General features: G+C 42.2%; 33 protein-coding genes. 4 read left to right on the top strand and 29 right to left on the bottom strand.

The window, feature by feature from the left end; genetic code table 11:
• Positions 1-44 precede the first annotated feature (44 nt).
• From HWQ43_RS01370 to HWQ43_RS01355, 4 genes are all read right to left on the bottom strand, one after another.
• A complete protein-coding gene (locus HWQ43_RS01370; RefSeq protein ID WP_292729167.1) occupies positions 45-1730 on the bottom strand; it encodes an ABC-F family ATP-binding cassette domain-containing protein in 1686 nt (561 codons plus the stop codon).
• Between the two features lie 155 nt (positions 1731-1885).
• Positions 1886-2197, bottom strand: coding sequence for a hypothetical protein (locus tag HWQ43_RS01365; protein ID WP_292729164.1), 312 nt, complete (start codon positions 2195-2197; stop codon positions 1886-1888).
• A 51-nt stretch (positions 2198-2248) separates the two neighbouring features.
• Positions 2249-3082, bottom strand: coding sequence for an Rpn family recombination-promoting nuclease/putative transposase (locus tag HWQ43_RS01360; RefSeq protein WP_292729163.1), 834 nt, complete (start codon positions 3080-3082; stop codon positions 2249-2251).
• Positions 3083-3116: 34 nt separating this feature from the next.
• Positions 3117-3614, bottom strand: coding sequence for a hypothetical protein (locus HWQ43_RS01355; RefSeq protein WP_292729161.1), 498 nt, complete (start codon positions 3612-3614; stop codon positions 3117-3119).
• Between the two features lie 81 nt (positions 3615-3695).
• Here HWQ43_RS01355 and HWQ43_RS01350 point away from each other — a divergent pair, with 81 nt between their 5' ends.
• The 3 genes from HWQ43_RS01350 (at position 3696) to HWQ43_RS01340 (ending at position 6478) form a co-directional block, all read left to right on the top strand.
• Complete coding sequence (locus tag HWQ43_RS01350; protein WP_292729159.1) at positions 3696-3884, top strand: hypothetical protein; 189 nt, start codon at positions 3696-3698, stop codon at positions 3882-3884.
• Positions 3885-3969: 85 nt separating this feature from the next.
• Positions 3970-5649, top strand: coding sequence for a hypothetical protein (locus HWQ43_RS01345; protein WP_292729157.1), 1680 nt, complete (start codon positions 3970-3972; stop codon positions 5647-5649).
• 91 nt (positions 5650-5740) lie between these two features.
• On the top strand, positions 5741-6478 hold the full coding sequence (locus HWQ43_RS01340; RefSeq protein ID WP_292729153.1) for a type I restriction enzyme HsdR N-terminal domain-containing protein: 738 nt from the start codon (positions 5741-5743) through the stop codon (positions 6476-6478).
• A gap of 52 nt (positions 6479-6530) precedes the next feature.
• Here HWQ43_RS01340 and HWQ43_RS01335 read toward each other — a convergent pair whose 3' ends face one another.
• Positions 6531-6989, bottom strand: a complete 459-nt coding sequence (locus HWQ43_RS01335; protein ID WP_292729151.1) for a DUF29 domain-containing protein — start codon at positions 6987-6989, stop codon at positions 6531-6533.
• A gap of 83 nt (positions 6990-7072) precedes the next feature.
• A complete protein-coding gene (locus tag HWQ43_RS01330; RefSeq protein ID WP_012410694.1) occupies positions 7073-7435 on the bottom strand; it encodes a helix-turn-helix transcriptional regulator in 363 nt (120 codons plus the stop codon).
• A gap of 240 nt (positions 7436-7675) precedes the next feature.
• Here HWQ43_RS01330 and HWQ43_RS01325 point away from each other — a divergent pair, with 240 nt between their 5' ends.
• On the top strand, positions 7676-8119 hold the full coding sequence (locus tag HWQ43_RS01325) for a hypothetical protein (RefSeq protein WP_292729146.1): 444 nt from the start codon (positions 7676-7678) through the stop codon (positions 8117-8119).
• Positions 8120-8215: 96 nt separating this feature from the next.
• Here HWQ43_RS01325 and prfA read toward each other — a convergent pair whose 3' ends face one another.
• The 23 genes from prfA to rpmC form a co-directional block, all read right to left on the bottom strand.
• On the bottom strand, positions 8216-9313 hold the full coding sequence (prfA, locus tag HWQ43_RS01320; protein WP_185583541.1) for a peptide chain release factor 1: 1098 nt from the start codon (positions 9311-9313) through the stop codon (positions 8216-8218).
• A gap of 103 nt (positions 9314-9416) precedes the next feature.
• Positions 9417-9659, bottom strand: a complete 243-nt coding sequence (gene rpmE, locus HWQ43_RS01315) for a 50S ribosomal protein L31 (RefSeq protein WP_069070756.1) — start codon at positions 9657-9659, stop codon at positions 9417-9419.
• A 238-nt stretch (positions 9660-9897) separates the two neighbouring features.
• The gene (gene rpsI / locus HWQ43_RS01310; protein ID WP_229554269.1) at positions 9898-10314 is read right to left on the bottom strand and encodes a 30S ribosomal protein S9; all 417 of its coding nucleotides are present in this window, start codon (positions 10312-10314) and stop codon (positions 9898-9900) included.
• A complete protein-coding gene (gene rplM / locus HWQ43_RS01305) occupies positions 10314-10775 on the bottom strand; it encodes a 50S ribosomal protein L13 (protein ID WP_114081992.1) in 462 nt (153 codons plus the stop codon). The genes rpsI and rplM overlap by 1 nt, the downstream gene beginning before the upstream one ends.
• 116 nt (positions 10776-10891) lie before the next feature.
• Positions 10892-11740 carry a tRNA pseudouridine(38-40) synthase TruA gene (gene truA / locus HWQ43_RS01300; RefSeq protein WP_292729135.1) on the bottom strand — a complete coding sequence of 283 codons (849 nt, stop codon included), beginning with the start codon at positions 11738-11740 and terminating at the stop codon, positions 10892-10894.
• Positions 11741-11849: 109 nt separating this feature from the next.
• Entirely contained in the window at positions 11850-12200 is a 351-nt protein-coding gene (gene rplQ, locus HWQ43_RS01295; protein ID WP_094349105.1) for a 50S ribosomal protein L17, read from the bottom strand.
• A gap of 31 nt (positions 12201-12231) precedes the next feature.
• On the bottom strand, positions 12232-13179 hold the full coding sequence (locus HWQ43_RS01290) for a DNA-directed RNA polymerase subunit alpha (protein ID WP_118167590.1): 948 nt from the start codon (positions 13177-13179) through the stop codon (positions 12232-12234).
• Between the two features lie 311 nt (positions 13180-13490).
• The gene (gene rpsK / locus HWQ43_RS01285; protein WP_012410703.1) at positions 13491-13886 is read right to left on the bottom strand and encodes a 30S ribosomal protein S11; all 396 of its coding nucleotides are present in this window, start codon (positions 13884-13886) and stop codon (positions 13491-13493) included.
• A gap of 54 nt (positions 13887-13940) precedes the next feature.
• Positions 13941-14321: a 30S ribosomal protein S13 gene (gene rpsM, locus HWQ43_RS01280; RefSeq protein WP_094349103.1), complete on the bottom strand. Its 381-nt coding sequence runs from the start codon at positions 14319-14321 to the stop codon at positions 13941-13943.
• 115 nt (positions 14322-14436) lie between these two features.
• Entirely contained in the window at positions 14437-14550 is a 114-nt protein-coding gene (rpmJ, locus tag HWQ43_RS01275; protein WP_015129703.1) for a 50S ribosomal protein L36, read from the bottom strand.
• 124 nt (positions 14551-14674) lie between these two features.
• A complete protein-coding gene (gene infA, locus HWQ43_RS01270) occupies positions 14675-14899 on the bottom strand; it encodes a translation initiation factor IF-1 (RefSeq protein ID WP_006276978.1) in 225 nt (74 codons plus the stop codon).
• A gap of 175 nt (positions 14900-15074) precedes the next feature.
• Entirely contained in the window at positions 15075-15629 is a 555-nt protein-coding gene (locus tag HWQ43_RS01265) for an adenylate kinase (protein WP_292729129.1), read from the bottom strand.
• A gap of 2 nt (positions 15630-15631) precedes the next feature.
• Positions 15632-16942, bottom strand: a complete 1311-nt coding sequence (gene secY / locus HWQ43_RS01260) for a preprotein translocase subunit SecY (protein ID WP_292729126.1) — start codon at positions 16940-16942, stop codon at positions 15632-15634.
• A 74-nt stretch (positions 16943-17016) separates the two neighbouring features.
• Entirely contained in the window at positions 17017-17460 is a 444-nt protein-coding gene (gene rplO / locus HWQ43_RS01255) for a 50S ribosomal protein L15 (protein ID WP_292729123.1), read from the bottom strand.
• 158 nt (positions 17461-17618) lie between these two features.
• Entirely contained in the window at positions 17619-18146 is a 528-nt protein-coding gene (gene rpsE, locus HWQ43_RS01250) for a 30S ribosomal protein S5 (RefSeq protein WP_094349099.1), read from the bottom strand.
• 93 nt (positions 18147-18239) lie between these two features.
• Positions 18240-18602, bottom strand: a complete 363-nt coding sequence (gene rplR / locus HWQ43_RS01245) for a 50S ribosomal protein L18 (RefSeq protein WP_292729120.1) — start codon at positions 18600-18602, stop codon at positions 18240-18242.
• A gap of 2 nt (positions 18603-18604) precedes the next feature.
• Positions 18605-19153 carry a 50S ribosomal protein L6 gene (gene rplF / locus HWQ43_RS01240; RefSeq protein WP_163927942.1) on the bottom strand — a complete coding sequence of 183 codons (549 nt, stop codon included), beginning with the start codon at positions 19151-19153 and terminating at the stop codon, positions 18605-18607.
• A gap of 79 nt (positions 19154-19232) precedes the next feature.
• A complete protein-coding gene (rpsH, locus tag HWQ43_RS01235) occupies positions 19233-19634 on the bottom strand; it encodes a 30S ribosomal protein S8 (RefSeq protein ID WP_094349096.1) in 402 nt (133 codons plus the stop codon).
• Positions 19635-19654: 20 nt separating this feature from the next.
• Positions 19655-20203, bottom strand: a complete 549-nt coding sequence (gene rplE, locus HWQ43_RS01230) for a 50S ribosomal protein L5 (RefSeq protein WP_094349095.1) — start codon at positions 20201-20203, stop codon at positions 19655-19657.
• Between the two features lie 104 nt (positions 20204-20307).
• Positions 20308-20661 carry a 50S ribosomal protein L24 gene (gene rplX, locus HWQ43_RS01225; protein ID WP_292729115.1) on the bottom strand — a complete coding sequence of 118 codons (354 nt, stop codon included), beginning with the start codon at positions 20659-20661 and terminating at the stop codon, positions 20308-20310.
• A complete protein-coding gene (gene rplN / locus HWQ43_RS01220; protein ID WP_099101129.1) occupies positions 20661-21029 on the bottom strand; it encodes a 50S ribosomal protein L14 in 369 nt (122 codons plus the stop codon). The genes rplX and rplN overlap by 1 nt, the downstream gene beginning before the upstream one ends.
• A gap of 46 nt (positions 21030-21075) precedes the next feature.
• Entirely contained in the window at positions 21076-21324 is a 249-nt protein-coding gene (gene rpsQ / locus HWQ43_RS01215; RefSeq protein ID WP_094349093.1) for a 30S ribosomal protein S17, read from the bottom strand.
• Between the two features lie 6 nt (positions 21325-21330).
• Complete coding sequence (gene rpmC / locus HWQ43_RS01210; protein WP_289799262.1) at positions 21331-21558, bottom strand: 50S ribosomal protein L29; 228 nt, start codon at positions 21556-21558, stop codon at positions 21331-21333.

Here is a 21558-nt window from a genome sequence, read left to right as displayed (position 1 = left end):
AGTAGTAGAGTTTTAGCACTACTACTAAGGTGTTATCCAATCCTTTATTTCCTTTTTGTGGAAGCTTTTGCAGCTTTCTTAGCCGCTTTTTGGGCTTCTATTGCAGCTAACTTTGCTTGTTCTTTTTCTTCGGCAATTTTCTGGAGATAGTAATGATAGTCTCCTAAGTAGACGCGGAATTCACCATCACGAATTTCGACGATTTTGTTAGCTACTTGAGAAATAAAGTAGCGGTCATGAGAGACTACAATTGCCGTACCATCATAATTTTTGAGCGCTTCTTCCAGCATTTCCTTCGCTGGAATATCTAGGTGGTTTGTCGGCTCATCTAGAATTAGTAAGTTTGCGGGACGTAGGAGCATTTTTGCCAACGCCAAACGAGCTTTTTCTCCTCCACTTAATGCGCCAACTGCCTTAAATACGGTATCACCTGTAAATAAGAAGCGTCCCAAAAGCGTGCGGACTTCTTGATTATCCCAGTCTGGAACTTCATCATGGATAGTTTCCATGACAGTTTTATTCAAGTCCAAGGCTTCAGCTTGGTTTTGCTCAAAGTAACCGGGAATAACATTATGATCGCCTAATTGAACACTACCTTCTGTGGGTGGTTCCATCCCCATAATTACACGCAGAAGGGTGGATTTTCCAGCACCGTTGGGGCCAAGAAAAGCAATGCGATCGCCCCTTTCAATTAATAGATTTGCTGCCAAAAACAAGATTTTATCACCATAAAGATGAGTTAAATCTTTAATGTCCACGACTTCGCGTCCACTGCGGGGTGCAGGGGGAAAACGGAAATGTAGAGTTCTTACCCCTGCAATGGGTGCTTCAATGCGCTCGATTTTGTCGAGTTGCTTTTCCCGGCTTTTTGCCTGGGTACTGCGGGTAGCACTGGCGCGGAATCTATCAACAAAGGTTTGCTGTTTCTCTAATTCTTTCTGTTGGCGTTCGTAAGCACTAAGTTGTGCTGATTGACTTTCGGCTTTTTGTTCTAAATATGCCGAGTAGTTACCAAGGTAGGTACTGGAAACGCCACGTTCTGTTTCCACAATTTGGGTGCAGAGGCGGTCAAGGAACTCCCGGTCATGGGAGACTATTACCATCGGCGTAATCAGCCCTCTGAGGTAATTTTCCAACCACTCAATGGTTTCTAAATCTAGGTGGTTAGTCGGTTCATCCAGCAGCAACAAGTCGGGTTTTTGCAGCAGAATTTTTCCTAAACTCATCCGCATTTGCCAACCACCACTGAAAGCACTGACGAGGCGATCGCCATCTTCTAGCCCAAACCCCATCTCTGGTAAAATTTTCCCGATGCGTGCATCTAAGTTGTAGCCATCCAAGGCTTCAAATTTGCGCTGCAACCGATCCAACTTGTCGATCAGTCGATCCAATTCCTCTGGGCTAGCCGTTTCCATCTCTTGTGGTATGTGCGCCAGAGATAACTGTACTTCGTTGGCTTCTTTGAAGACAGTCCAAAATTCTTCTCTAACGGTGCGGGTGGGGTCTACTTCAAACTCTTGGTTGAGGTAAGCTATGTGTAAGCTATTAGGACGGATAATTTCGCCTGCGGTGGGTTCAATTTCCCCGGAGATGATTTTGAGTTGGGTAGATTTTCCAGCACCGTTGACACCGACTAAGCCAATGCGATCGCCTGGTTTAACTTCCCAGTTGATATCTTTGAGAACTTCGCCTGTGGGATAAATTTTACTTATATGTTCTAGTCGCAGCATTAAGTTTCTCTCAGGTAGGGAGTGGGTGGTTGAGGACGAAGTACTAACACCGCCTCTAATATTAACAAAAATTAACTATAAATTCGTCGTGAGAAAGTCTGGAAGCCGCAAACCAAATTTGGCTTGAGCCACGGATAAAATTTACCACATCTATCTTAAGGCTGGCTTTGTGCTACTTGTCTGACTTCTTCGACACTGAAACTAAATGCCTCTGCCACTTGTTCCACAGTCACCCCCAATTTTAATAAGGTGGGTATTAATTGTAATTTGGCTCTACGCTCCCCTATTTGGATGCCATCATGATAGAGTTTCGCGTTTTGAGCTTGGTTTATAGTTAAACCTAATCCCTCCGCAACTTGCTCAATAGTTAACGCTAAGTCTAATAGACGAGGTACTGATTGCCGTAAACCTTCCAAACGCCCTTCTTCAAATGCTTCTTGATAAACTTTTGTATCTTTGAAACTCATAGTTCCTATGTTGTAGTCCACCAATTCCTCTACTCCTTGATCAGAAGAATCCTACTGCGCGGCTTGTCTGACTTGTTCGACACTCAAATCTAGCGCCTGTGCTACTTGTTCTACAGTCAACCCGGCTGCCAACATTGCTGGTACTGCTCTGAGTTTACCTTGCTCAATGCCTTGAACCTTACCTTGTTCAATGCCTTGCTCGATGCCTTGAACCTTACCTTGTTCAACACCTTCCTGAAAGGCTTCCTGATAAAATCTGGTTTGCTTTAACTCGCTTAAACCAAACATTTCCTCCATCTCCTTCCTACTCATTGTGGGAAACTTGTAAGCCAAAATAGTCTCTATAAATTGTAATAATTGCTGCTGTTTTGGTGGTGAATTTATCTCGGACTTGCTTCTGTCTATCAACTCCCTTGCTTGTGCGATCGCTATATCATCGGTTGCAATTACTAATTTAGCAGTTGCAATGCCAATTGGAAGCAATGCACCTTCACCTAATTCATCCAAATAAATGCGTCTGACACGCCCACTTGTGAAAAACTCACGGTAATGTTTAATATCTCCTGTATCTACATTCCTGTTTGGGTATAAAACCACAGCACCCCAGTCATTTGATGGTTGATTCTGACGGAGGTATAAACATATTTCTGCAATTAGCCGTGAATAAATTTCACCATCCGTTTGAAATTGCACTTCAACAAAGTAAATCTGGTTCTCGCTTACTTGTGTAGGCAAAAACACACCATCGATTCTGAAGGCTGTTTGTTTGATTTCAACTGATGAAAATTGATAAAGGCTAGCTTCTTCTGGAGAATTACCAATAATTTCAAAGAAGATATCAGGAAATTCTTGAAACAGCCGATAAAAGATGATGTCTGTTTTCACAACTTTATATCATTTGAAAATTTTGATTTGCTGTTCATGTGTTACTTAATTCTTCAGAACCATCTCGCACTTTCAGCAATTGCTCTTTTGCCATCCCTAATATACGTGAAAGAGGCGCTAACAAACTATCATCAAATGCTTGTCCAGCATAAATATTATTCAGTTCGGTAGGGGATAATTTAAAAGTGTCGCAGAATTTAGCAAATTCCTGGTTACTCAAGTCAAGCTCTTTTTGCCGATCGCTAAGTAAAACTGCGATCGCTCTAGTTCCATGCTTCGGACGCTCACTAGTTTTTACATATTTTTCCATTAAATAATTGACTTTTCTAGTATCGCCGCCGATTTTTTTAATTAAATCAGTACAAGCCATTTTCAGCGCTTTTTTTAAAACTTCTTCTTCATTTAAAATTTTAATAATTTCATTGGCATATTCTGGTTTAAAAAAACCTACCAAATTGCCTTGATGATAAACTGGTATATAAGGATTATTCGTTTCAAGTTGCCAATCTAAAGGCTCATTGCGTAGCGACATAGCTGCACCCCTAAATATTTTAAGATTGCACTGTTTTAAAACCATTTATTCCTTAACTGCCAGTAAAATACCCTAGCCCTGGTGATTAGAAATCGCAGCTATACAGACAAAACCCACCTCCGTGGGTTTCAACTTGTTGGAGTCCACGTAGATGGACTTAGTTTGTGTAGCCGTTATGTATTTTTACCAGAACCTCTAACTCAGCCAAAATTAGCGATCGCCTTGCTCATCACCAAATGGCTAAAGTCTTACCAGAGAAGGGGTTGGTAGTGTTATGAGGCTGTTGTTAGATATTTAACCATAATGGGCATACTGTAAATATCAAGTAAGTAAGCATCGAAACAGGATAAACAGTATGTTGACGATAACATGGCAAGAAAAGATTGCATCCTTGAAACAAAATTTGAACAAGGAAATAAATAAAAATTCACGTAATTCTGATATTAATGTTCGTAATCATATTTACATAAATAACCTGAAATCAAAGTTAGAGCGATTAGATGAAATAGAAAAAATTCTTAGTATAGATAAATATAAGATTGCTTTTATAGGTACTATTGGTCAAGGAAAAACAACGGCTATATGCCACCTTTTTAACTTAATAGGCGACTTCAGTGTTTCCAAAACTATTGCTAATAAGCCTCGGAATGTAATCGAAACCAAAGAGTTACTATCAACTGGAGCAGGTAAAACTACTATATGTGAAGTAATTATCAAAGCTGCGGAAAAAACTTATATAGAGATAGAGCCTTATACAGTTGATGAAATGGAAAATATTATTTTTGAATTCTGCGACTATATTGCAGACAAAGATAATGCTAACCCAGATAAGAAGATAATTATTTCTCAAGAAATTGAAAGGGCTATTAGAAATGTTACAGAAATGAAGTTACGCTATCCAACAATTAATAATGAGGTAACAAAAGTTGATCTAGCTAAGGAAGAATTTGATAAGTTAGGATTAGATGAGTTTAAAAAACTTGCCTTGAATAATTCACAGCTTGAATCTAGAAATAATAATAAGATTGAATTTGATAATCAAAAAAACGAGCAAGTATGGATAAAAAATACCTTTGCTGCCATTAATAATGTTGAGTTAAAAGAGTTTGCTATTCCAAGAAAAATATATCTTTATGTGAGCTATGATGTTTTATCAGGCTCAAACTTGTCTCAGTTCGACTCAGTTGTAGATACTAAAGGACTTGATGAAAATCCAATTCGTAAAGACTTGCAGAAATATATTGAGAATCAGGATACCATCTGTCTCTTTGTAACTCCCTTTAATGCTGCTCCTGAAGCTAATATTAGTAAATTAATAGGCTATCATCTTACATCTAAATCAAAAGATTTTCATCATAGATTTGTAACTTTGGTATTACCTCATAAAAATGAACCGGAACAAGTTCATGGATGTGATGGCGATTATGATACAGGAATTCAAATCAGAAAAGAAGAGATTCAAGCTACATTCAGGCATTTGAACCTAGATTTTTTCCTGGAAAATATTTTGTTCTATGATGCTTTGAGATACTATCGTAATGATATCGTAAAACTAAATACTGATATTTATAGTGAAGAAGATGTACAGGCAGATAAAGATAATTTTCTCAATGCTTTAGCCAGTAATGAAGATGAAATGTTGAAGAAGTTTACAAAAGAAGCAAAACAAGAATTAGAAAATATCCTTAATGAGCTTACATCTGCTAATGAATCTTTAAAAACATTTATCCCTGAATTAGTCATACAATTTAACTCCTTTTATGACAATTTTATAAGTGAAGTAGGTGTAGAAATTCAATATGAAGCTATAAGAAAATTATCACCTCAAAGCGAAGATTCTGATTTCTGGATAGCTTTAATTAATGAAAAAGGCAGGGAAAGACCTCAAGGTGAAAAATATGGAGATAATGTATGTCAGACATTGAAGCACGAACTTGAAACTGAGCAAAGCCTAAATACATTTTTAGAGATTAAAGCAGGACAGTATTGGGCAGAATTAGTTACTAAAATATTAAGCTTTTTCGGAGAAAAATAGACAAAAAGCAATTTTAAATTGCATGAGAAATAATAAGGGATGCAATATTATTGCATCCCTAGAACCAGTTTATAAACCAACCTGACTATCTATGACTAGCTTAAGTGAAGAAATATCTAGAAAACTAAATATATATAAGAGAAACTATGCAGAATATACAAAGTGTTTGATTAAAGGCAGGGAAATTGTTCTAGATGGACGACCAGAAGAAAAAGTTAGGCAATTGTTTATCTACTTTTTGGTAAATGAAAGTGGATTATTTCCAAGCAGAATTGATATTAAAGTTGAATCTGATTATCATGATATAGAATTATATAAAACTGTACAAAATGAATATTTTAAACCATATTCTCCTTCTCTAATGATTGTGGAAGTGAAGCGAGAAGAAGAAAACTTGCGGAATCATGAGAAGCAGATTCAAAGATACCTAAAAAAATCTTGTTCAGAAATTGGTATTTTATATAATTATCATGAAATTATTGCATATACCAAAAAAGACGCAGTATTTACGAGTAATAAGCTCAATAGTATTGAAGATATACCACCTTTAATCTTGCAAAGTTCTAATAAATTAGATAAAAATCTACTAGAATTTGAAAAAGCTGTAAATGGAAGTTTTGATAGCTTTATTTATCTTGTTAATCAATATGGAAAATATAAACTTAACAGAATAGTTTTCAGACTTAAAGGTGAGCAGTTACCCATAGTAGGATCTTTCTTCAAATTTCAAGACAACAAGCTGTACTACAATATATATGTTCAAGATATTCAAAAACAGCAAAGCTGCGATTTCCAAGATTTTGAAAAAATAGTTTCTATTACTTATTGACAAATATAATGTGTCTATTAATAACAAATGAACCTAAGAAAAATGGTAGAAATTATCCTTCCCAGTCTTGACGAGTATCGCACAGAAAATTGTCTGCGATCGCATCATCAAATAAATACGGGCAATGCTCTGGAAAAGTTCGTAATGGTAAGTTAGTTTCTCGTAGTGCCAAATCTACTCCCGCTTCAAAGCCATCTAACAAGGCTTCTTCTATTCGAGACTTTAAGCTAGGATTCTGTCGCAAATGTCTGTAGATGGCGCGACGCTGTTCTCGAATTGTTAAAAACCAACTGCGAGAACGTTGTTCGGGTTGATACTCCCACTTCAAGAGATGACCAAGTAATACACTCAGACGACTCACGAGTTCCCGATACTCCTGTCTCCCTAAAGCTTGAATTTCCTCTTGCAGGTGTTGCCAGTCTAGTTCCATAACTAGCCTCTGCTCTAACGCTTTAGCCTGCTGCTGTGTCCAGCCATAGAAATCTTGGTCATACAAAAAAGGTTTGTCCATAGAGTTGAACCTTGACAGCAAGAAACCACGAGCTAGTTAAAAAAACTTAATTACGAATTACGAATTACGAATTATTTTAATATTCAACTAGCCTTCGCTTCATCCCCGGATGCTTCAGCCACAGCCGCCAATCTATCTGCCGCAGCTTGGACAATTTGAGCCACTTGTGCCAAAGGCATGTGCTGGATTTGTCTAAGAATCAGACTCAAATCTGAGGTTTCTGGAATTGGCTTGCCATCAATGCAGCTGATTAACTCTTCCATTGTGTAGCCTGCTTTCGATGCGATTCGAGCCAAATTTTCTGTATCTGGAACCTTCACACCTTTTTCCCACATCTGAACGGCAGTAGCAGATACTCCCAAAAGCTTACCAAAGGCTCGCTGACTCATTGAACCGCGAGCTAGTTTAATGATTTCAATCAGTTTTTGTTTGCTTTCGATCTTCACTGCTTATATAGCTAGCCAACTTTATTTACAAGTCTACTTTCAATATTACAAGTTTACTTTTATATTGACAGCCTTGTGTTTTAGTACTAAACTATATCTCTGGTTGTAAATCGGCAACTACAGGCATCAAGCTAGTAGAATAACCCATCTATCTTTAATCAACCCAAAAAACTTAGTTTGCTACGGCGGTTGCGCTAGTAGCTAGACTTTGCTGCGAAGAAATAATATCGAAGGTGCATCATGTTTCGCAAGCCACGCAAAATTAATCAATATCGCCGCAAAGGTAAAAACTTTATAGCCACTAATAAAATTAAACCAGAACAGTGGAACATTTCTGACGCAGAAACCAAAGAAGCTTTAAAAGTTAAAGGCTACAATGTTAAGCAAATCAAAAAAATCCACCTTCTGAAACATCAAGTGTGTATTTCCTACTGGGATGTAAAAGGCAATATATGCAGCAGCTTTTTTAGCTACCGGATTTTTGCACGTTGGCAAAAAGAAATAGAAAAGTTAATTTATGCCTGTCAAACCCTGAAGGAATGGGCGAAGCTAAATTACGTTATGAAGTACGAATTTGCTTATTACCATTATCCCAGTGAAATAGAAGATATACTCCACGCAATATTAGAAAACCACCTGTCTGTGTTAAAAGCAACAGTACAACAAGTGGTTTTACAAGTTTAGAATGAGCAACAAAACCCTCATGTAGAGACGCGATTTATCGCGTCTTCAAATACCAATAACCTTAACCCAAGCGTATTGGGATATTTAACAAAAAAATTAGTTAGCGGCAGAAGTCGCTAACTCCGCCAGACGTTCTTGCTGGTCTAGAGATATACAAGACTGGATCAGTGTCTCTAAATCACCATCCAAAACAGGGGTAAGAGAATAATTCTGACCTAACCGATGATCGGTAGCGCGGTTATCTTTATAATTATAGGTGCGAATTTTTTCCGATCGCGATCCAGTACCAACCTGCGATCGCCGCATGGAAGTAACAGCTGCTTGTTGTTCGCCTAACTTGATGTCATACAACTTCGCCCGCAGAATTTGCATCGCCCGTTCTTTGTTTTGCAACTGGCTGCGTTCTTCTGTACAGAAAATGCGTATTCCCGTCGGTTTGTGCATCAAGTCAACGGCTGTTTCCACCTTGTTGACGTTTTGTCCACCAGCACCACCAGAACGGGCTGTAGTCATTTCAATATCTTTCGGGTCAATATGAATTTCCACATCATCGACCTCTGGCATAATCGCCACCGTAGCTGTGGAAGTATGAACCCGTCCTCCAGATTCAGTTGCCGGCACGCGCTGCACACGATGCACTCCAGCTTCAAACTTTAACTGGCTGTAAACGTCATTACCTTTAATTTCGAGAATGACCTCTTTCCAGCCACCCATTTCTCCGCGAGATTCGCTCACTAGAGAAACTTTCCAACCTTGAGTCTGGGCATAGCGGGTGTACATCTGCATCAAATCGCCAGCCCAAATACTTGCTTCATCGCCACCAGTACCAGCGCGAATTTCCAACATGATATTCTTTTCATCATTGGGGTCGCGTGGTAGCAGCAAGACTTTCAAGCGAGACTCTAAATGTTCTATTTTTTCTTCAAGTTCTTTTACTTCCAGTGATGCCATTTCTTGCAACTCTGGGTCACTTGCAGATTCTTTGTAAACCTGACGCGCTCCGATCAAGTCTTCTTGGGCTGTTTTCCAAATTTCATAAGTATCAACAACCTCTTCCAAAGAAGAACGAGACTTAGCAATTTCTTGATATTCATCAGGGTTGCTAGCGGTATCGGGGTCGCCAAGACGACGTGTTAATTCATTAAAAGTTTGTTCAACGGATTTTAGTTTGTCCAGTAAGTATGATTCAGCCATGACGAGTGCGATCGCTCCTTAAAAAATAACAAATTGGCTCGAGCATATAAATGAAAATCGACCCAGCTGATGCAGGGCCGTCGTTAACAGCAGAGCCAACTCGCTACTTTTTGTCTTGTTCGTCGCCAGATGTTTGAGTGCTGCTCATACCGTACTTGCGGAGGAAGCGCTCTACTCGACCCTCAGTGTCAATAATCTTCTGAGTGCCTGTGTAAAAAGGGTGATTTCCAGACCAAACATCTACGTGCAATTCTGGCTTGGTAGAGCCAATGGTCATAACAACTTGACCGTTGCAGTAAACTTTAGCATCTGGATACCACTTGGGGTGAATATCAGCTTTAGCCATTGTTCTTTTTGTGATGAATCTATATCAATTATAACTTTTAGCTCTTCAGCGTTTGTAGAATTTTAGATTTTAGACTTTCCATTACTCTCTTCGGGCTATAAAATTACCTATTGTTTCCTCTGTTTCCTCCTTGGCGTTCTTGGCGTCCTTGGCGGTTCGTTAAAAAAATTAGATATTCTTTCGGCTTTATTCAGAGTAATTTTAAATCCAAAATCCAAAATCCAAAATCCAAAATCCCCTAACGCTTAGAGTACTGAGGTGCTTTCCGAGCTTTATGTAAACCATATTTCTTCCGCTCTTTTGCTCTCGGATCACGAGTCAAATAACCTTCGGTTTTCAAAGGTGGGCGGTTGTCTGGGTCGAGTTGGCACAAAGCACGAGCAACTCCCAAACGAACAGAATCAGCCTGTCCGGTCAAGCCGCCGCCTTCTGCTTTCACCAAAATGTCATATTCGTTTTCTAATCCCAGAGTTTCCAGGGGCGCTTTAATCACTCCCAGATAGTTGGGGTTAAATTGGAAATACAAGTTTCCATCTTTACCGTTTACAGTCAGTTGACCGCTACCTGGAACCAAGCGTACTCTTGCTACTGCGTTCTTACGACGGCCCGTACCCCAGTATACGGCGCGACCGCTATTAGCATCTGCTACTACCATTAATTTTCTTCTCCAGGAATTGTATTAACTTTTAGTTCTTTAGGTTTTTGAGCATCATGGGGATGCGTAGGACCAGCGTAAACTTTCAGCTTAGTGAACAACTGCTTACCGAGGCTATTTTTAGGTAGCATACCTTTAACAGCTTGTTCTAAAATCCGCTCTGGTATGCGGTCTTGCAGTTTAGCGAAAGTTTCGGTTTTCATACCACCGGGACGACCAGAATGGCGGCGGTAAAGCTTTTGAGTACGCTTTTTGCCTGTGACTGCTACTTTCTCGGCATTGATGACGATTACGAAGTCACCTGTATCTAGATGAGGTGTATATTCGGGTTTCTTTTTGCCTCTCAATACCTGAGCGATTTCGCTGGCGAGGCGACCGAGACGTTTATCGGTGGCATCTACTATGTACCACTCACGCTCAAGGGTTGCTTGAGAAGGAAGGTATGTTTTAACTGTTGTCATTTGTCATTTGTCCTTTGTCATTTTTAATTTGTCATTAGTCATTTGTCTTTTGTCATTTGTCAGTTGTCCTTTGTTATTCACTAATGACCTTTGTAGAGACGCGATTAATCGCGTCTCTACTGACCAATGACTAATGACTCTTGACTAGTGACGAACTTTGGCAAGGTGTCGTACCAAATCTCTTTTGGAAAGGGAAAATCGGGATAGCCGACTCGCAACAAGCACAAGCCTTGAGGCGGTGCAGCGTATTTGACTTCTTCCCGGCGTTCTTCTTTCCAGAGTTCGGTGAAGCTAGAAAGTGTTCGTTGTCCAGAACCTACTTCTACCAGCATCCCTACCAACAGCCGTACCATGCCATACAAAAATCCATCTGCCTGTATTTCAATATGGATAAATGGCCCACTGCGACGACACTCTACTGCTTGCACCTCTACCCAGGAATGCGATCGCTTTGAGCCTGCACGGTGAAAAGCAGCTAAGTGATGCTTTCCCAAGAGAGGTTTCAAGGCAGCTTGGATTAAAGATTCATCCAGGGGTGCATAATAATAATGCCAACTGAAGGGTCTTACAAACAAGTTAAGCCGATCTTCAGTATATATTGTGTAGCGATACCGTCGATAGGCTGCACTAAAGCGAGCGTGCCAACGGTTATCGACACTAGCTGAAGCCCTGATTAATATATCTGGCGGCAGGTAGCTGTTGAGGATTGTTGCCCACTTGTGAGGCGGAATGAAACCTGTTGCTTCAAAATGGGCTACTTGAGCAGCAGCGTGAACTCCAGAATCGGTTCGCCCAGCACCGTGTAATGTTACATGATGCCCAAGAATAGTAGCGATCACAATTTCGATCTCTTCTTGAACTGTCCGGTGTTGTTTTTGCCTTTGCCAGCCATGAAAATGAGTGCCCAGGTATTGGATTACCAAGGCTACTCGATGAGTTTGTGTAGGCTGGTGGCTTTCTAACATACAGATTTTGTCCTTTGTCTTTTGTCATTTGTCCTTTGTCACTTGTCCTCTGTTATTCACTAATGACCAATGACTAATGACTAATGACTAATGACGAATGACCAATGACTTAAACCAATTCAATTATTGCCATTTTTGCATTATCACCCCGACGCGGTACGGTACGCAGGATGCGGGTATAACCGCCCTGGCGATCGCCATATCGAGTTGGAGCTTGCTCAAATAGAGCGTGAACCAGTTGTTTGTCGAAGATATAGCCAAGGGCTTCCCGACGTGCTGACAAGGAGCCATTTTTGGCTAGGGTAATCATTTTTTCCACTTCACTTCGGAGAACTTTCGCTCTAATTAAAGTGGTGGTGATCTTACCATGACGGATCAGCTCGGTGGCGAGCGATCGCAGTAAAGCACGGCGTTGATCGGCTGGTTTACTGAGTTTTTTGACGCGACAACGGTGACGCATAATTATGCACTATGAATTATGAAGGTTTTTCTTAAGGGTGTTTAGAGCCTCTTTCCATTGGCAGTGTAATGCCCAAGCGTCGTTGCAAAGCTTCCACGACTTCTTCTGCTGACTTCTGCCCAAAGTTCTTAATTTCTAAGAGGTCTTCTTGGGTATAATCCAACAAATCTGCCACAGAGTTAACTTGTGCCCGTTTGAGACAGTTGTATGCCCGCACAGAAAGTTGCAACTCTTCGATGGGGATCTGGGCAGTTGGATCGTCTGGAATATCGGAACCTGTATCTGTTGGTTCTAGGGAGATGTCTTTCAACGGGTTGAATAAATCTACCAAGATCGCAGCGGCCGAAGATAGTGCTTCTTGAGGGGAAATACTGCCATTTGTCCAAACTTCCAACAGTAGTCGGTCTTTTGGAATCAAGCCTTCTCCACGAGATTCTTCAACACTGTAGTTGACTTTTCGCACCGGCATAAATATTGAGTCGATTTGCAGAAAATCCAACGATGTGGCTTCCTCACGTCCTCGCTCTACAGTGCGATAGCCTTTGCCTTTCTCGATCCGAAATTCCATTTCCAGTTTTCCACCCTCAGCAATGGTGGCTACATACTGGGTCGGATCGATGACTTCTACTTCACTGGGCAAATCAAAATGCGCCGCAGTGATTGTTGTTGGGCCGGTAACGAGTAATCTCCCAATCTGAGGCTGCGAAGAATAGTTTTTGAGGATAACTTCCTTCATTTTCATGAGGATTTCCAGCACATCTTCCCGCACGCCCGGAACTGTAGCAAACTCGTGTGAAACGCCCGCAATCCGCACTGCTGTAACTGCTGTACCTTCTAAATTAGACAGTAAAACCCGCCGCAGTGCGTTGCCAACAGTTGTTCCTTGACCGCGTTCTAGAGGTTCCAAAACAAATTTACTGTAATGGTTCCGACTTTCTTCGGTATTCGACTCTACACATTCAATTTGAAACTGCGCCACGGATGAGCCTCCCTTTTTCTAAGGTGCTGCTAGCAGACAAATCAATTGCCTCCAGAATTGAATTTATGTCCTGTAGATTATAGGTCTATCAAACTATTAAGTATAAAATTACGGTATAGTTTGACACTTCTATTGAGCTTGCAGGCGCTAATAATATTTTGGGTAGCCCGAAGCTTAACAGCTTTCCCGGTGGGAAAATCTGACACGCTTCTGGTCGCCCAAGCTTTAACTCAATGACAGTTTGCACGTTAGACGTTCAAGCGGTCATTGCTGGCTGTCACTTTTTGCCCTCACTGCCCAAGTTTTAGTATTTAAACTCGACGGCGCTTGGGTGGACGACAACCATTGTGAGGAATGGGGGTAATATCCCGAATCAGTGTAATTTCCAGTCCTGCTCCTTGAAGTGCCCGGATAGCGGTTTCTCTACCTGCTCCTGGGCCACTGACCATTACTTCAATTTGGCGCATTCCTTGATCGATAGCTCGACGGGCTGCACTTTCAGCAGCGGTTTGCGCTGCAAAGGGAGTTCCCTTTTTTGCTCCCTTAAAACCGCTAGAACCAGCGCTGGCCCAGGAGATGACATCTCCGTTTTGATCGGTAATGGTGACAATGCTATTGTTGAAAGTAGACTGGATGTAGGCCATCCCACTGGGTACATTCCGTTTCTGCTTCTTGCTCCCGGATTTTTTAGTTGGTTGTCTCGCCATACTTGTTTAGTTGATTTAAGGTAAAACTTGCTCGGATTAACAAGCGTTGCAAAATTATTTCCCTGGAGCCTTCTTCTTCCCAGCCACTGTCTGCCTTCTGCCTCGACGGGTTCTGGCATTGGTGCGAGTTCTTTGTCCTCTAACTGGTAAGCCCATGCGATGACGACGGCCTCTGTAGGTACCAATGTCAACTAAGCGCTTGATGTTCAAAGACTCCAAGCGCCGCAAGTCGCCTTCAACTTGATAGTTGCTTTCTATTTCCCCTCGTAGGGCTGTTACATCGGCATCACTTAAGTCCTTAACACGGATGTCTGGATTCACACCAGTTGCCGCTATAATTTCTTGAGCGCGTGATAACCCAATTCCGTAGATATAAGTCAGACCGATCTCGACGCGCTTATCGCGTGGAAGGTCTACTCCGGCAATACGTGCCACAATGAACTCTCCCTATTGTTGTCGCAATTACTGTTGGTTGGAAAAACGTGATTGATCGCGTCTTTTCGTTTTAATGATGATATGCGTGTTACAACTAGCTCTGTTGGTAAGAGCGTTATCCTTGACGTTGTTTATGCTTGGGGTTCACGCAAATCACCATGACGCGACCACGACGTTTGATCACGTTACATTTTTCACAAATTTTCTTGACTGAGGCTCTAACTTTCATGCCTTTTATTTTTTGACTCCAAATATAAAATTATAGCATTTCTAGGGAAATTAATCCAGTTAAATGACTAATAAACAGTCAAAAAAATGGTTTTATGGTAAGATTCTCTACATATAGTTACTAGTTACTTCTTGCGTAGTCGATAGGTAATTCTGCCTTTGGTCAAGTCGTAGGGGGTTAACTCCACCTTGACGCGATCGCCGGGCAAAATCTTGATATAATTTCGGCGAATCTTGCCGGAAATGTGTGCTAGCACGTTAAAGCCATTGTCCAAGTCAACGCGAAACATCGCATTGGGCAAGGACTCTGTAACCGTGCCTTCCATTTCAATCAAATCTTGCTTAGACAATTTGTTTTTTCCTCAACTCAACAATTTCGTGTTCAGTTGCAGCGCTTCATCTGCAAAGAAACACATTTTAAGAAATATATCAACAGTTTATTAATATATCTTAGCTAAAATTGATCTTTTTCTTGGGAGGGGAAGTGGGGAATAGGGAATTCTATACTCTCTATTCCCCTTCTTTTCACGAAGCGATTACCTTTTGTAGCTCACTAGTGACATCTTCTTGGGACTGATTGCCATTGACTGTTAGGAGTTTTTTGCGATCGCCGTAATAATCAATTAAAGGTGCAGTTTCAGCCCGGTACACTTCTAAACGACGACGAATCACCTCTTCGGTATCATCTTTTCGTCCTCTAGCTAGCAAACGTGCGATGACAATTTCATTTGGTGCATCTAAATTGACTACCCTTTCGCCACCTTGATGTATTGCTTCCAGTAACTTCTCCAGAAAAGCTGCTTGGGTCACTTTTCGGGGAAATCCATCTAGAATCCAACCATTTTTGGCATCTGGTCGATCGAGGCGCTCCTGTACCAAGTCCTCCACTAGCTGGTCGGGTACTAACTCGCCGCTATCAACATAACTTTGAGCTTTGATTCCTAAAGGAGTCTGCTCTTTCATGGCTTGTCTTAATATTTCACCAGTAGAAATATGGGGAATATTCAAGTGTTCAGCCAAGGTTTGAGCTTGTGTTCCTTTACCCGCTCCAGGTGGCCCCAAGAAGATTAATCGCGTCACTATTATTTCACCATTCCTTCATAGCGCTGAGAGATGACATAAGTTTGGACTTGTTTGGCTGTCTCAATTGCCACACCAACTAAAATTAACAACGAGGTAGCACCTATTCCCCGGAAAGTTTTCACATTTAAAGCGCTTTCTACGGCAGTGGGGATAATAGCAACGAAGCCCAAAAAGATCGCACCCAAAAAAGTTAGTCGGTTGGACACGCGTTCGATATACTCGCTAGTTGCCTTGCCGGGACGAATTCCAGGAATACTAGAACCCATTTTCTTCAAGTTCTGCGCTACATCTACCGGGTTGAGAATCAACGAAGAATAGAAGTAGCTGAAGAAAACAATGGAAACCATGTAGACCAAGGCATAGACCCAGGAGCTAGAACCGCTTGGACTCAAATAAGTGTTAACTATATTCGCCAAATCGGCATTTTTAGTAAAATTGGCGATCAGCAGTGGCAAGCTGAGGATGGCAGCAGCAAAAATAATTGGCATTACGCCGCCTTGATTTAGCCGCAGTGGCAGATAACTACGCTGCTCTGCCAAAACTCTTCTACCTACTTGGCGACGAGCTGAAATAATTGGGATGCGGCGCATTCCTTCTTGAACAATCACAATACCAACAATTGTTGCGAGGAAAACTAAGATCAACACGATCACCCGACCCACTGCTTCCCTACCGCCGACTTGCACCAAGTCGATGGTATCACCCAAAGCTTTTGGTAATGACGCAACAATGTTGACAAAAATCAACAATGATGCTCCGTTCCCAATACCCCGTTCTGTAATTAGTTCTGATGCCCACATGACGAACATCGAACCAGCAGTCAGAGCGATCGCAGTTTCAGCTACGAAGATTGGCCCTGGCTTTAAGGCGAATTGCTGGAGGAATAATGCCGAAAAAGCTGTACTTTGAAGAATTGCCCAAACTACAGTTACATATCGGGTAATTTGCGATATTTTTCGCCGACCGGCTTCCCCTTCATTTTTCTGTAAATTTTCTAAAGATGGAATCGCCGCAGTGAGCAATTGGATGATAATAGACGCATTAATGAAGGGCAGAATTCCTAAAGCAAAAACTCCTAAAGTCGAAAGTCCTCGCCCAGAAAATATATCCAATAAGCCAAATATGGAATTACTGCCCGATATGGCTTCAGCAAATCTCGGTCTATCAATCCCTGGCACGGGTAAGAAAATACCCAGGCGAACCAAAATTAAAATACCGACGGTGACAAGCAGCCTACCTCTAAGGCCAGCTGCCTGTGCCATCTGCATAAAAGTTTCTTGAGCCGTTGGGGCTTTATCTCGACTGATCATAGAGTGCTACCTTTATAGTGAACCAAGCACTGGCAGCGAGTTGGCTTACATTTAAGTGCGCTGTTCCGGCTCACTCATAAGACTTCACAACTACCACCAGCTGCCTCAATTTTGCTACGAGCTGAACCTGTAAAAGCTGCCGCTTGTACTTTGAGCGGAATGCTCAATTCCCCGTTACCTAAAACTTTCAATGGCCCTTTGACAGCAGTCAGGATACCTGCGGCTTTCAATGAGGTCAAAGTTACTTCCGTATTCGCGGGAAGGGAGGCTAGCTTCTCTACATTAATCGTAGTGTAAATCTTCTGATTAATAATCGGAAAGCCCTTCAGCTTAGGTAAGCGGCGGTACAATGGCTGTTGACCACCTTCAAAACCTGGTCGGGTACCACTACCAGAACGAGATTTTTGACCCCGCATACCTAGACCAGCACTAGCGCCTTGACCGGCAGAAATACCTCTAGCTACACGCTTCTTGCGTTTCTTTGAGCCTTTTTGCGGCTTAACATCATGGAGTCTCATAAGTTATCAAGTTCTCATTTTTCGTTTGTCATTTGTGAGCCAGTGCGGTCTTGGGGGTCTCCCCCATGAGTAACTGGCGAACCCGTAGGGGCGTTTGTCATTTGTCATTTGTCCTTTGTTATTCACTAATGACTAATGACCAATGACTAATGACTAAATTAGATGTAGAGATTTTGAATAGGAATACCGCGATCTTCGGCGACTTCAGAAAGGGTACGCAGTGTAGATAAGGCATTAACTGCGGCTCTAGCATTATTGAGTGGATTGTTGGAGCCTAGTTGCTTGGCTAAAACGTTACGAACTCCTGCCAATTCCAACACAGTTCGCACAGCACCACCCGCAATTACCCCAGTACCAGGTGAGGCTGGGCGCATCATCACTTTCGCACCGCCACCGACGCCATCAATGGGATGGGGGATGGAGTTGGATTTGGTGATTGGGATATCAATAAGGTGTTTTTTGCCGTCGGCTACACCTTTTTTAACGGCACCTATTACATCTGAAGCTTTGCCTACTCCGACTCCAACCTGACCGCGTTCGTTACCAACGACAACGATCGCTCGGAAGCTGAGTTTTTTACCACCTTTGACCACTTTACTTACGCGGCGGATTTGGATAACCCGCTCTTGCCAAGTGGTTTCTTCTTTTTTGGCACGCTTTGTTCTACTTTTACGCTCTGTTGCCATAATTTATGCTCTGGTGAACGTCAGTTGTCAGTTGTCATTTGTCATTTGTCCTTTGTCATTTGTCCAATAACTAATGACTAATGACTAATGACTTTAGAAATCTAAACCAGCTTCGCGTGCTGCATCAGCTAGTGCTTTGACACGACCATGATATAAGTTACCACCGCGATCAAAGACTACTTTGGTGATGCCTTTTTCTAGCGATCGCACTGCGATCAACTTACCGACTTGTACTGATGCATCGCGGTTTGCACATGACGCTAAACTAGATTTCAACTCTGGTTCTACGGTCGATGCAGCCACGATAGTTTGATGCTGAGTATCATCGATTAGCTGGGCATAAATATGCTCATTAGAACGGAATACCGCTAAACGCGGACGTTCTGGGGAGCCAACAACTTTGCCACGAACGCGTCGATGACGACGGTTTTTTGATTCTCTACGAGTAAGTTTCATTTCTACTTCTTACCACCCTTACCAGTCTTACCAGCTTTCCGTCTGACCACTTCACCGGCATAGCGAATGCCTTTACCTTTGTAAGGTTCTGGTGGACGAACGGCACGAATTTTGGCGGCTGTGTTACCGACGATTTCTTTGTCATAGCCGCTAACAATGACGTTAGTGGTACCTTCTACGGCAAACTGAATTCCATCTGGTGGTTCAATTTGCACTTGATGGCTATAACCCATATTTAAAACTAGGTTACGACCTTGAAGTTGTGCCCTGTAACCAACACCTTGAATTTCCAAACGGCGCTGAAAACCTTGGGAAACTCCCTCGACCATGTTGGCAACTAAAGTGCGGCTCAAGCCGTGCAATTGCTTCGATGTCCGAGTTTCATCCCGACGATTTACGTGTAATATTTCCCCCTCTTGAGAGAGTGAGACATTATCTCTGAGAGTGCGAGAAAGTTCTCCTTTCGGGCCTTTCACCACAATATTTGTACCATCGATCGCCACTTGAACTTTGGCGGGAATAGTAATTGGACGTTTACCAATACGAGACATGACTTTTTGTCCTTTGTTATTTGTCCTTTGCCTTTTGTCCTTTGTCTTTCACTAATGACAAATGACTAATGACCAATGACTACCAAACGTAACAAAGTACTTCGCCACCCAAGTTCTGACGTCGCGCTTCGCGGTCAGTCATAATGCCACTGGATGTAGAAATAATGGCAATGCCAATGCCGCCTAGTACCCTTGGTAATTCTTTTCGATTTGAATAAACACGTAAGCCAGGCTTACTGACCCGCTTTAAGGCGGTGATCAGAGGCTGACGGTTTTTTCCCTTGTATTTTAGGGAAATCACCAGATTGCGTTTTACCCCTTCTTCTGCTTCTTCGATTTCAGCAATAAAGCCTTCCTCCCGTAGCACTTTGGCAATGCTTCGGGTCAATTTTGTCGCTGGCACTTGTGTAGTTTGATGCCGCGCCAGGTTGGCATTGCGGATGCGCGTCAGCATATCTGCAATTGTGTCGTTAGCCGCCATCGTTCCCTCTATAGATGAACTTACTGATCGCGAAAGGGCATTCCTAATTCTTTAAGTAAGGCGCGTCCCTCTTCGTCGTTTTTTGCTGTGGTGATGATGGAAATATCCATCCCACGCACTTGATCGATGCTGTCGTATTCGACTTCTGGAAAAATTAGCTGTTCTCTCACGCCCAGAGTATAGTTACCGCGTCCGTCAAAGCTTTTAGGGCTAACACCGCGAAAATCTCGAATTCTGGGTAGTGACAGGCTAACTAACCGATCGAAAAAGGCATACATCCGTTCGGCTCTGAGAGTAACCATGATCCCCACAGGCATCCCTTGACGAATCTTAAAGCCAGCGATCGCCTTTTTCGCCCGTGTCACCACTGGTTTTTGACCTGTTACCAGGGCAATTTCGTTAATGGATGCCTCTAGAGACTTCGCATTTTGAGCTGCTTCACCCAAACCCCGGTTAATCGTAACCTTTACCAACTTCGGTACTTGATGAACGTTGGTATATTGAAACTGATTAATCAGTTTGGGGACGATTGTCTCTTGATATAAGGTTTTGAGTCTTGTTGTCGGCATAGTTTTTTGTCCTGATATCCCTGGGCTTGGTCAGGGAACTTTTATTGTCCTTTGTCTTTTGTTATTTGTCTTTTTACTAATAACTAATGACTAATGACTAATGACTATTTATCTAGAATTTCGCCAGTTTTCTTGAGTTTTCTGACCTTTTTGCCTTCTGAGGTAAAGGTGTAACCAACACGACTGGCAACGTTTTGCTTGGTGGAATAAAGCATCACGTTGGAGCTATGAATTGGGAATTCTTGGGTAATAATTCGCCCTGATTCCCCTTCTTGTTGAGGTTTGACGTGCTTGGTTTTAATGTTGACACCCTTGACGATGACTTTACTCAGTTGGGGAAGTGCCTGGATAATTTCACCAACTTTTCCTTTGTCTTTGCCAGCAATCACTTGTACGGTGTCGCCAGTTTTGACGTGCATTTTGTGGAATACTTTGGGCGTACCCTGTTTGGTTGCCATTAAAGCACCTCCGGAGCCAGAGAAACAATTTTAGTAAAGTTTTTATCGCGCAGTTCCCGTGCAACTGGGCCAAAAACCCGTGTGCCTCTAGGATTACCATCTTTGTTGATGATTACAGCGGCGTTATCATCAAAGCGAATACTCATGCCGCTGTCACGATTTACAGCTTTCCGAGTCCTGACAATTACTGCTTCCACGACATCAGACTTTTTTACAGCCATGTTGGGTGTAGCATCTTTGACAACTGCGATAATTTTATCGCCAATAAAACCATAACGGCGGTTGCCTCCGCCTAAGATGCGGATGCACATCAGTTTGCGGGCGCCGCTATTGTCTGCGACATTCAGGTAAGTCTGGGGTTGAATCACAATTATTCTCCCTTGTAATGTTGTTAGTTGCTAACAACGATGAGGTTTAAGTAGGCTTGACGTTCAGGACTTCTGTGATTTTCCAGCGCTTGGTTTTACTCAGGGGTCTAGTTTCCTGAATGCGAACGCGATCGCCTACTTTACACTGATTTTCTTCGTCGTGAACTTTATATCGTTGGGTGTTAACCACAATCTTGCCGTACTTGGGGTGAGGAGCGCGGTTTTCTATGGCGACTACCACAGTTTTTTGCATTTTATCGCTCACTACCAAGCCAACTCGTTCTTTAACTGCCATAATCTCCTACTTTGCTTCTTTAGCCGATTGACTTGCTGCCCGTTTGCGTTCTGTTTCTAGCGTCAGCAATTGGGCTAGGCGGTGGCGCAATTGTCGAAACTGGTGGGGCTTTTCTAGTTGTCTGGTGGCTTTTTGCAAGCGCAACTGAAATAGTTGTCTTTTGATCGCGACAATTTCATCAGAGAGCTTCTCGTCGCTTAATTCTCTAGCTTCTGAAATCTTGGGAAGAGGCAT

Origin of the sequence: Nostoc sp. JL31 (genome assembly GCF_017114965.1) — a bacterium.
Taxonomy (GTDB): Bacteria; Cyanobacteriota; Cyanobacteriia; order Cyanobacteriales; family Nostocaceae; genus Nostoc; species Nostoc punctiforme_A.
The sequence above is the reverse complement of the archived record's forward strand: the minus strand, read 5'-3'. Positions and strand labels throughout refer to the sequence as shown.

Excerpts from the sequence above, each read along its gene's own strand:
- HWQ43_RS01370 (WP_292729167.1), bottom strand. The coding sequence starts at position 1,730 with ATGCTGCGACTAGAACATATAAGTAAAATTTATCCCACAGGCGAAGTT.
- HWQ43_RS01365 (WP_292729164.1), bottom strand. The coding sequence starts at position 2,197 with ATGAGTTTCAAAGATACAAAAGTTTATCAAGAAGCATTTGAAGAAGGG.
- HWQ43_RS01355 (WP_292729161.1), bottom strand. The coding sequence starts at position 3,614 with ATGTCGCTACGCAATGAGCCTTTAGATTGGCAACTTGAAACGAATAAT.
- HWQ43_RS01345 (WP_292729157.1), top strand. The coding sequence starts at position 3,970 with ATGTTGACGATAACATGGCAAGAAAAGATTGCATCCTTGAAACAAAAT.
- HWQ43_RS01340 (WP_292729153.1), top strand. The coding sequence starts at position 5,741 with ATGACTAGCTTAAGTGAAGAAATATCTAGAAAACTAAATATATATAAG.
- HWQ43_RS01335 (WP_292729151.1), bottom strand. The coding sequence starts at position 6,989 with ATGGACAAACCTTTTTTGTATGACCAAGATTTCTATGGCTGGACACAG.
- HWQ43_RS01325 (WP_292729146.1), top strand. The coding sequence starts at position 7,676 with ATGTTTCGCAAGCCACGCAAAATTAATCAATATCGCCGCAAAGGTAAA.
- prfA (WP_185583541.1), bottom strand. The coding sequence starts at position 9,313 with ATGGCTGAATCATACTTACTGGACAAACTAAAATCCGTTGAACAAACT.
- rpmE (WP_069070756.1), bottom strand. The coding sequence starts at position 9,659 with ATGGCTAAAGCTGATATTCACCCCAAGTGGTATCCAGATGCTAAAGTT.
- rpsI (WP_229554269.1), bottom strand. The coding sequence starts at position 10,314 with ATGGTAGTAGCAGATGCTAATAGCGGTCGCGCCGTATACTGGGGTACG.
- rplM (WP_114081992.1), bottom strand. The coding sequence starts at position 10,775 with ATGACAACAGTTAAAACATACCTTCCTTCTCAAGCAACCCTTGAGCGT.
- truA (WP_292729135.1), bottom strand. The coding sequence starts at position 11,740 with ATGTTAGAAAGCCACCAGCCTACACAAACTCATCGAGTAGCCTTGGTA.
- rplQ (WP_094349105.1), bottom strand. The coding sequence starts at position 12,200 with ATGCGTCACCGTTGTCGCGTCAAAAAACTCAGTAAACCAGCCGATCAA.
- rpsK (WP_012410703.1), bottom strand. The coding sequence starts at position 13,886 with ATGGCGAGACAACCAACTAAAAAATCCGGGAGCAAGAAGCAGAAACGG.
- rpmJ (WP_015129703.1), bottom strand. The coding sequence starts at position 14,550 with ATGAAAGTTAGAGCCTCAGTCAAGAAAATTTGTGAAAAATGTAACGTG.
- secY (WP_292729126.1), bottom strand. The coding sequence starts at position 16,942 with ATGATCAGTCGAGATAAAGCCCCAACGGCTCAAGAAACTTTTATGCAG.
- rplO (WP_292729123.1), bottom strand. The coding sequence starts at position 17,460 with ATGAGACTCCATGATGTTAAGCCGCAAAAAGGCTCAAAGAAACGCAAG.
- rpsE (WP_094349099.1), bottom strand. The coding sequence starts at position 18,146 with ATGGCAACAGAGCGTAAAAGTAGAACAAAGCGTGCCAAAAAAGAAGAA.
- rplR (WP_292729120.1), bottom strand. The coding sequence starts at position 18,602 with ATGAAACTTACTCGTAGAGAATCAAAAAACCGTCGTCATCGACGCGTT.
- rplF (WP_163927942.1), bottom strand. The coding sequence starts at position 19,153 with ATGTCTCGTATTGGTAAACGTCCAATTACTATTCCCGCCAAAGTTCAA.
- rpsH (WP_094349096.1), bottom strand. The coding sequence starts at position 19,634 with ATGGCGGCTAACGACACAATTGCAGATATGCTGACGCGCATCCGCAAT.
- rplE (WP_094349095.1), bottom strand. The coding sequence starts at position 20,203 with ATGCCGACAACAAGACTCAAAACCTTATATCAAGAGACAATCGTCCCC.
- rplX (WP_292729115.1), bottom strand. The coding sequence starts at position 20,661 with ATGGCAACCAAACAGGGTACGCCCAAAGTATTCCACAAAATGCACGTC.
- rpsQ (WP_094349093.1), bottom strand. The coding sequence starts at position 21,324 with ATGGCAGTTAAAGAACGAGTTGGCTTGGTAGTGAGCGATAAAATGCAA.
- rpmC (WP_289799262.1), bottom strand. The coding sequence starts at position 21,558 with ATGCCTCTTCCCAAGATTTCAGAAGCTAGAGAATTAAGCGACGAGAAG.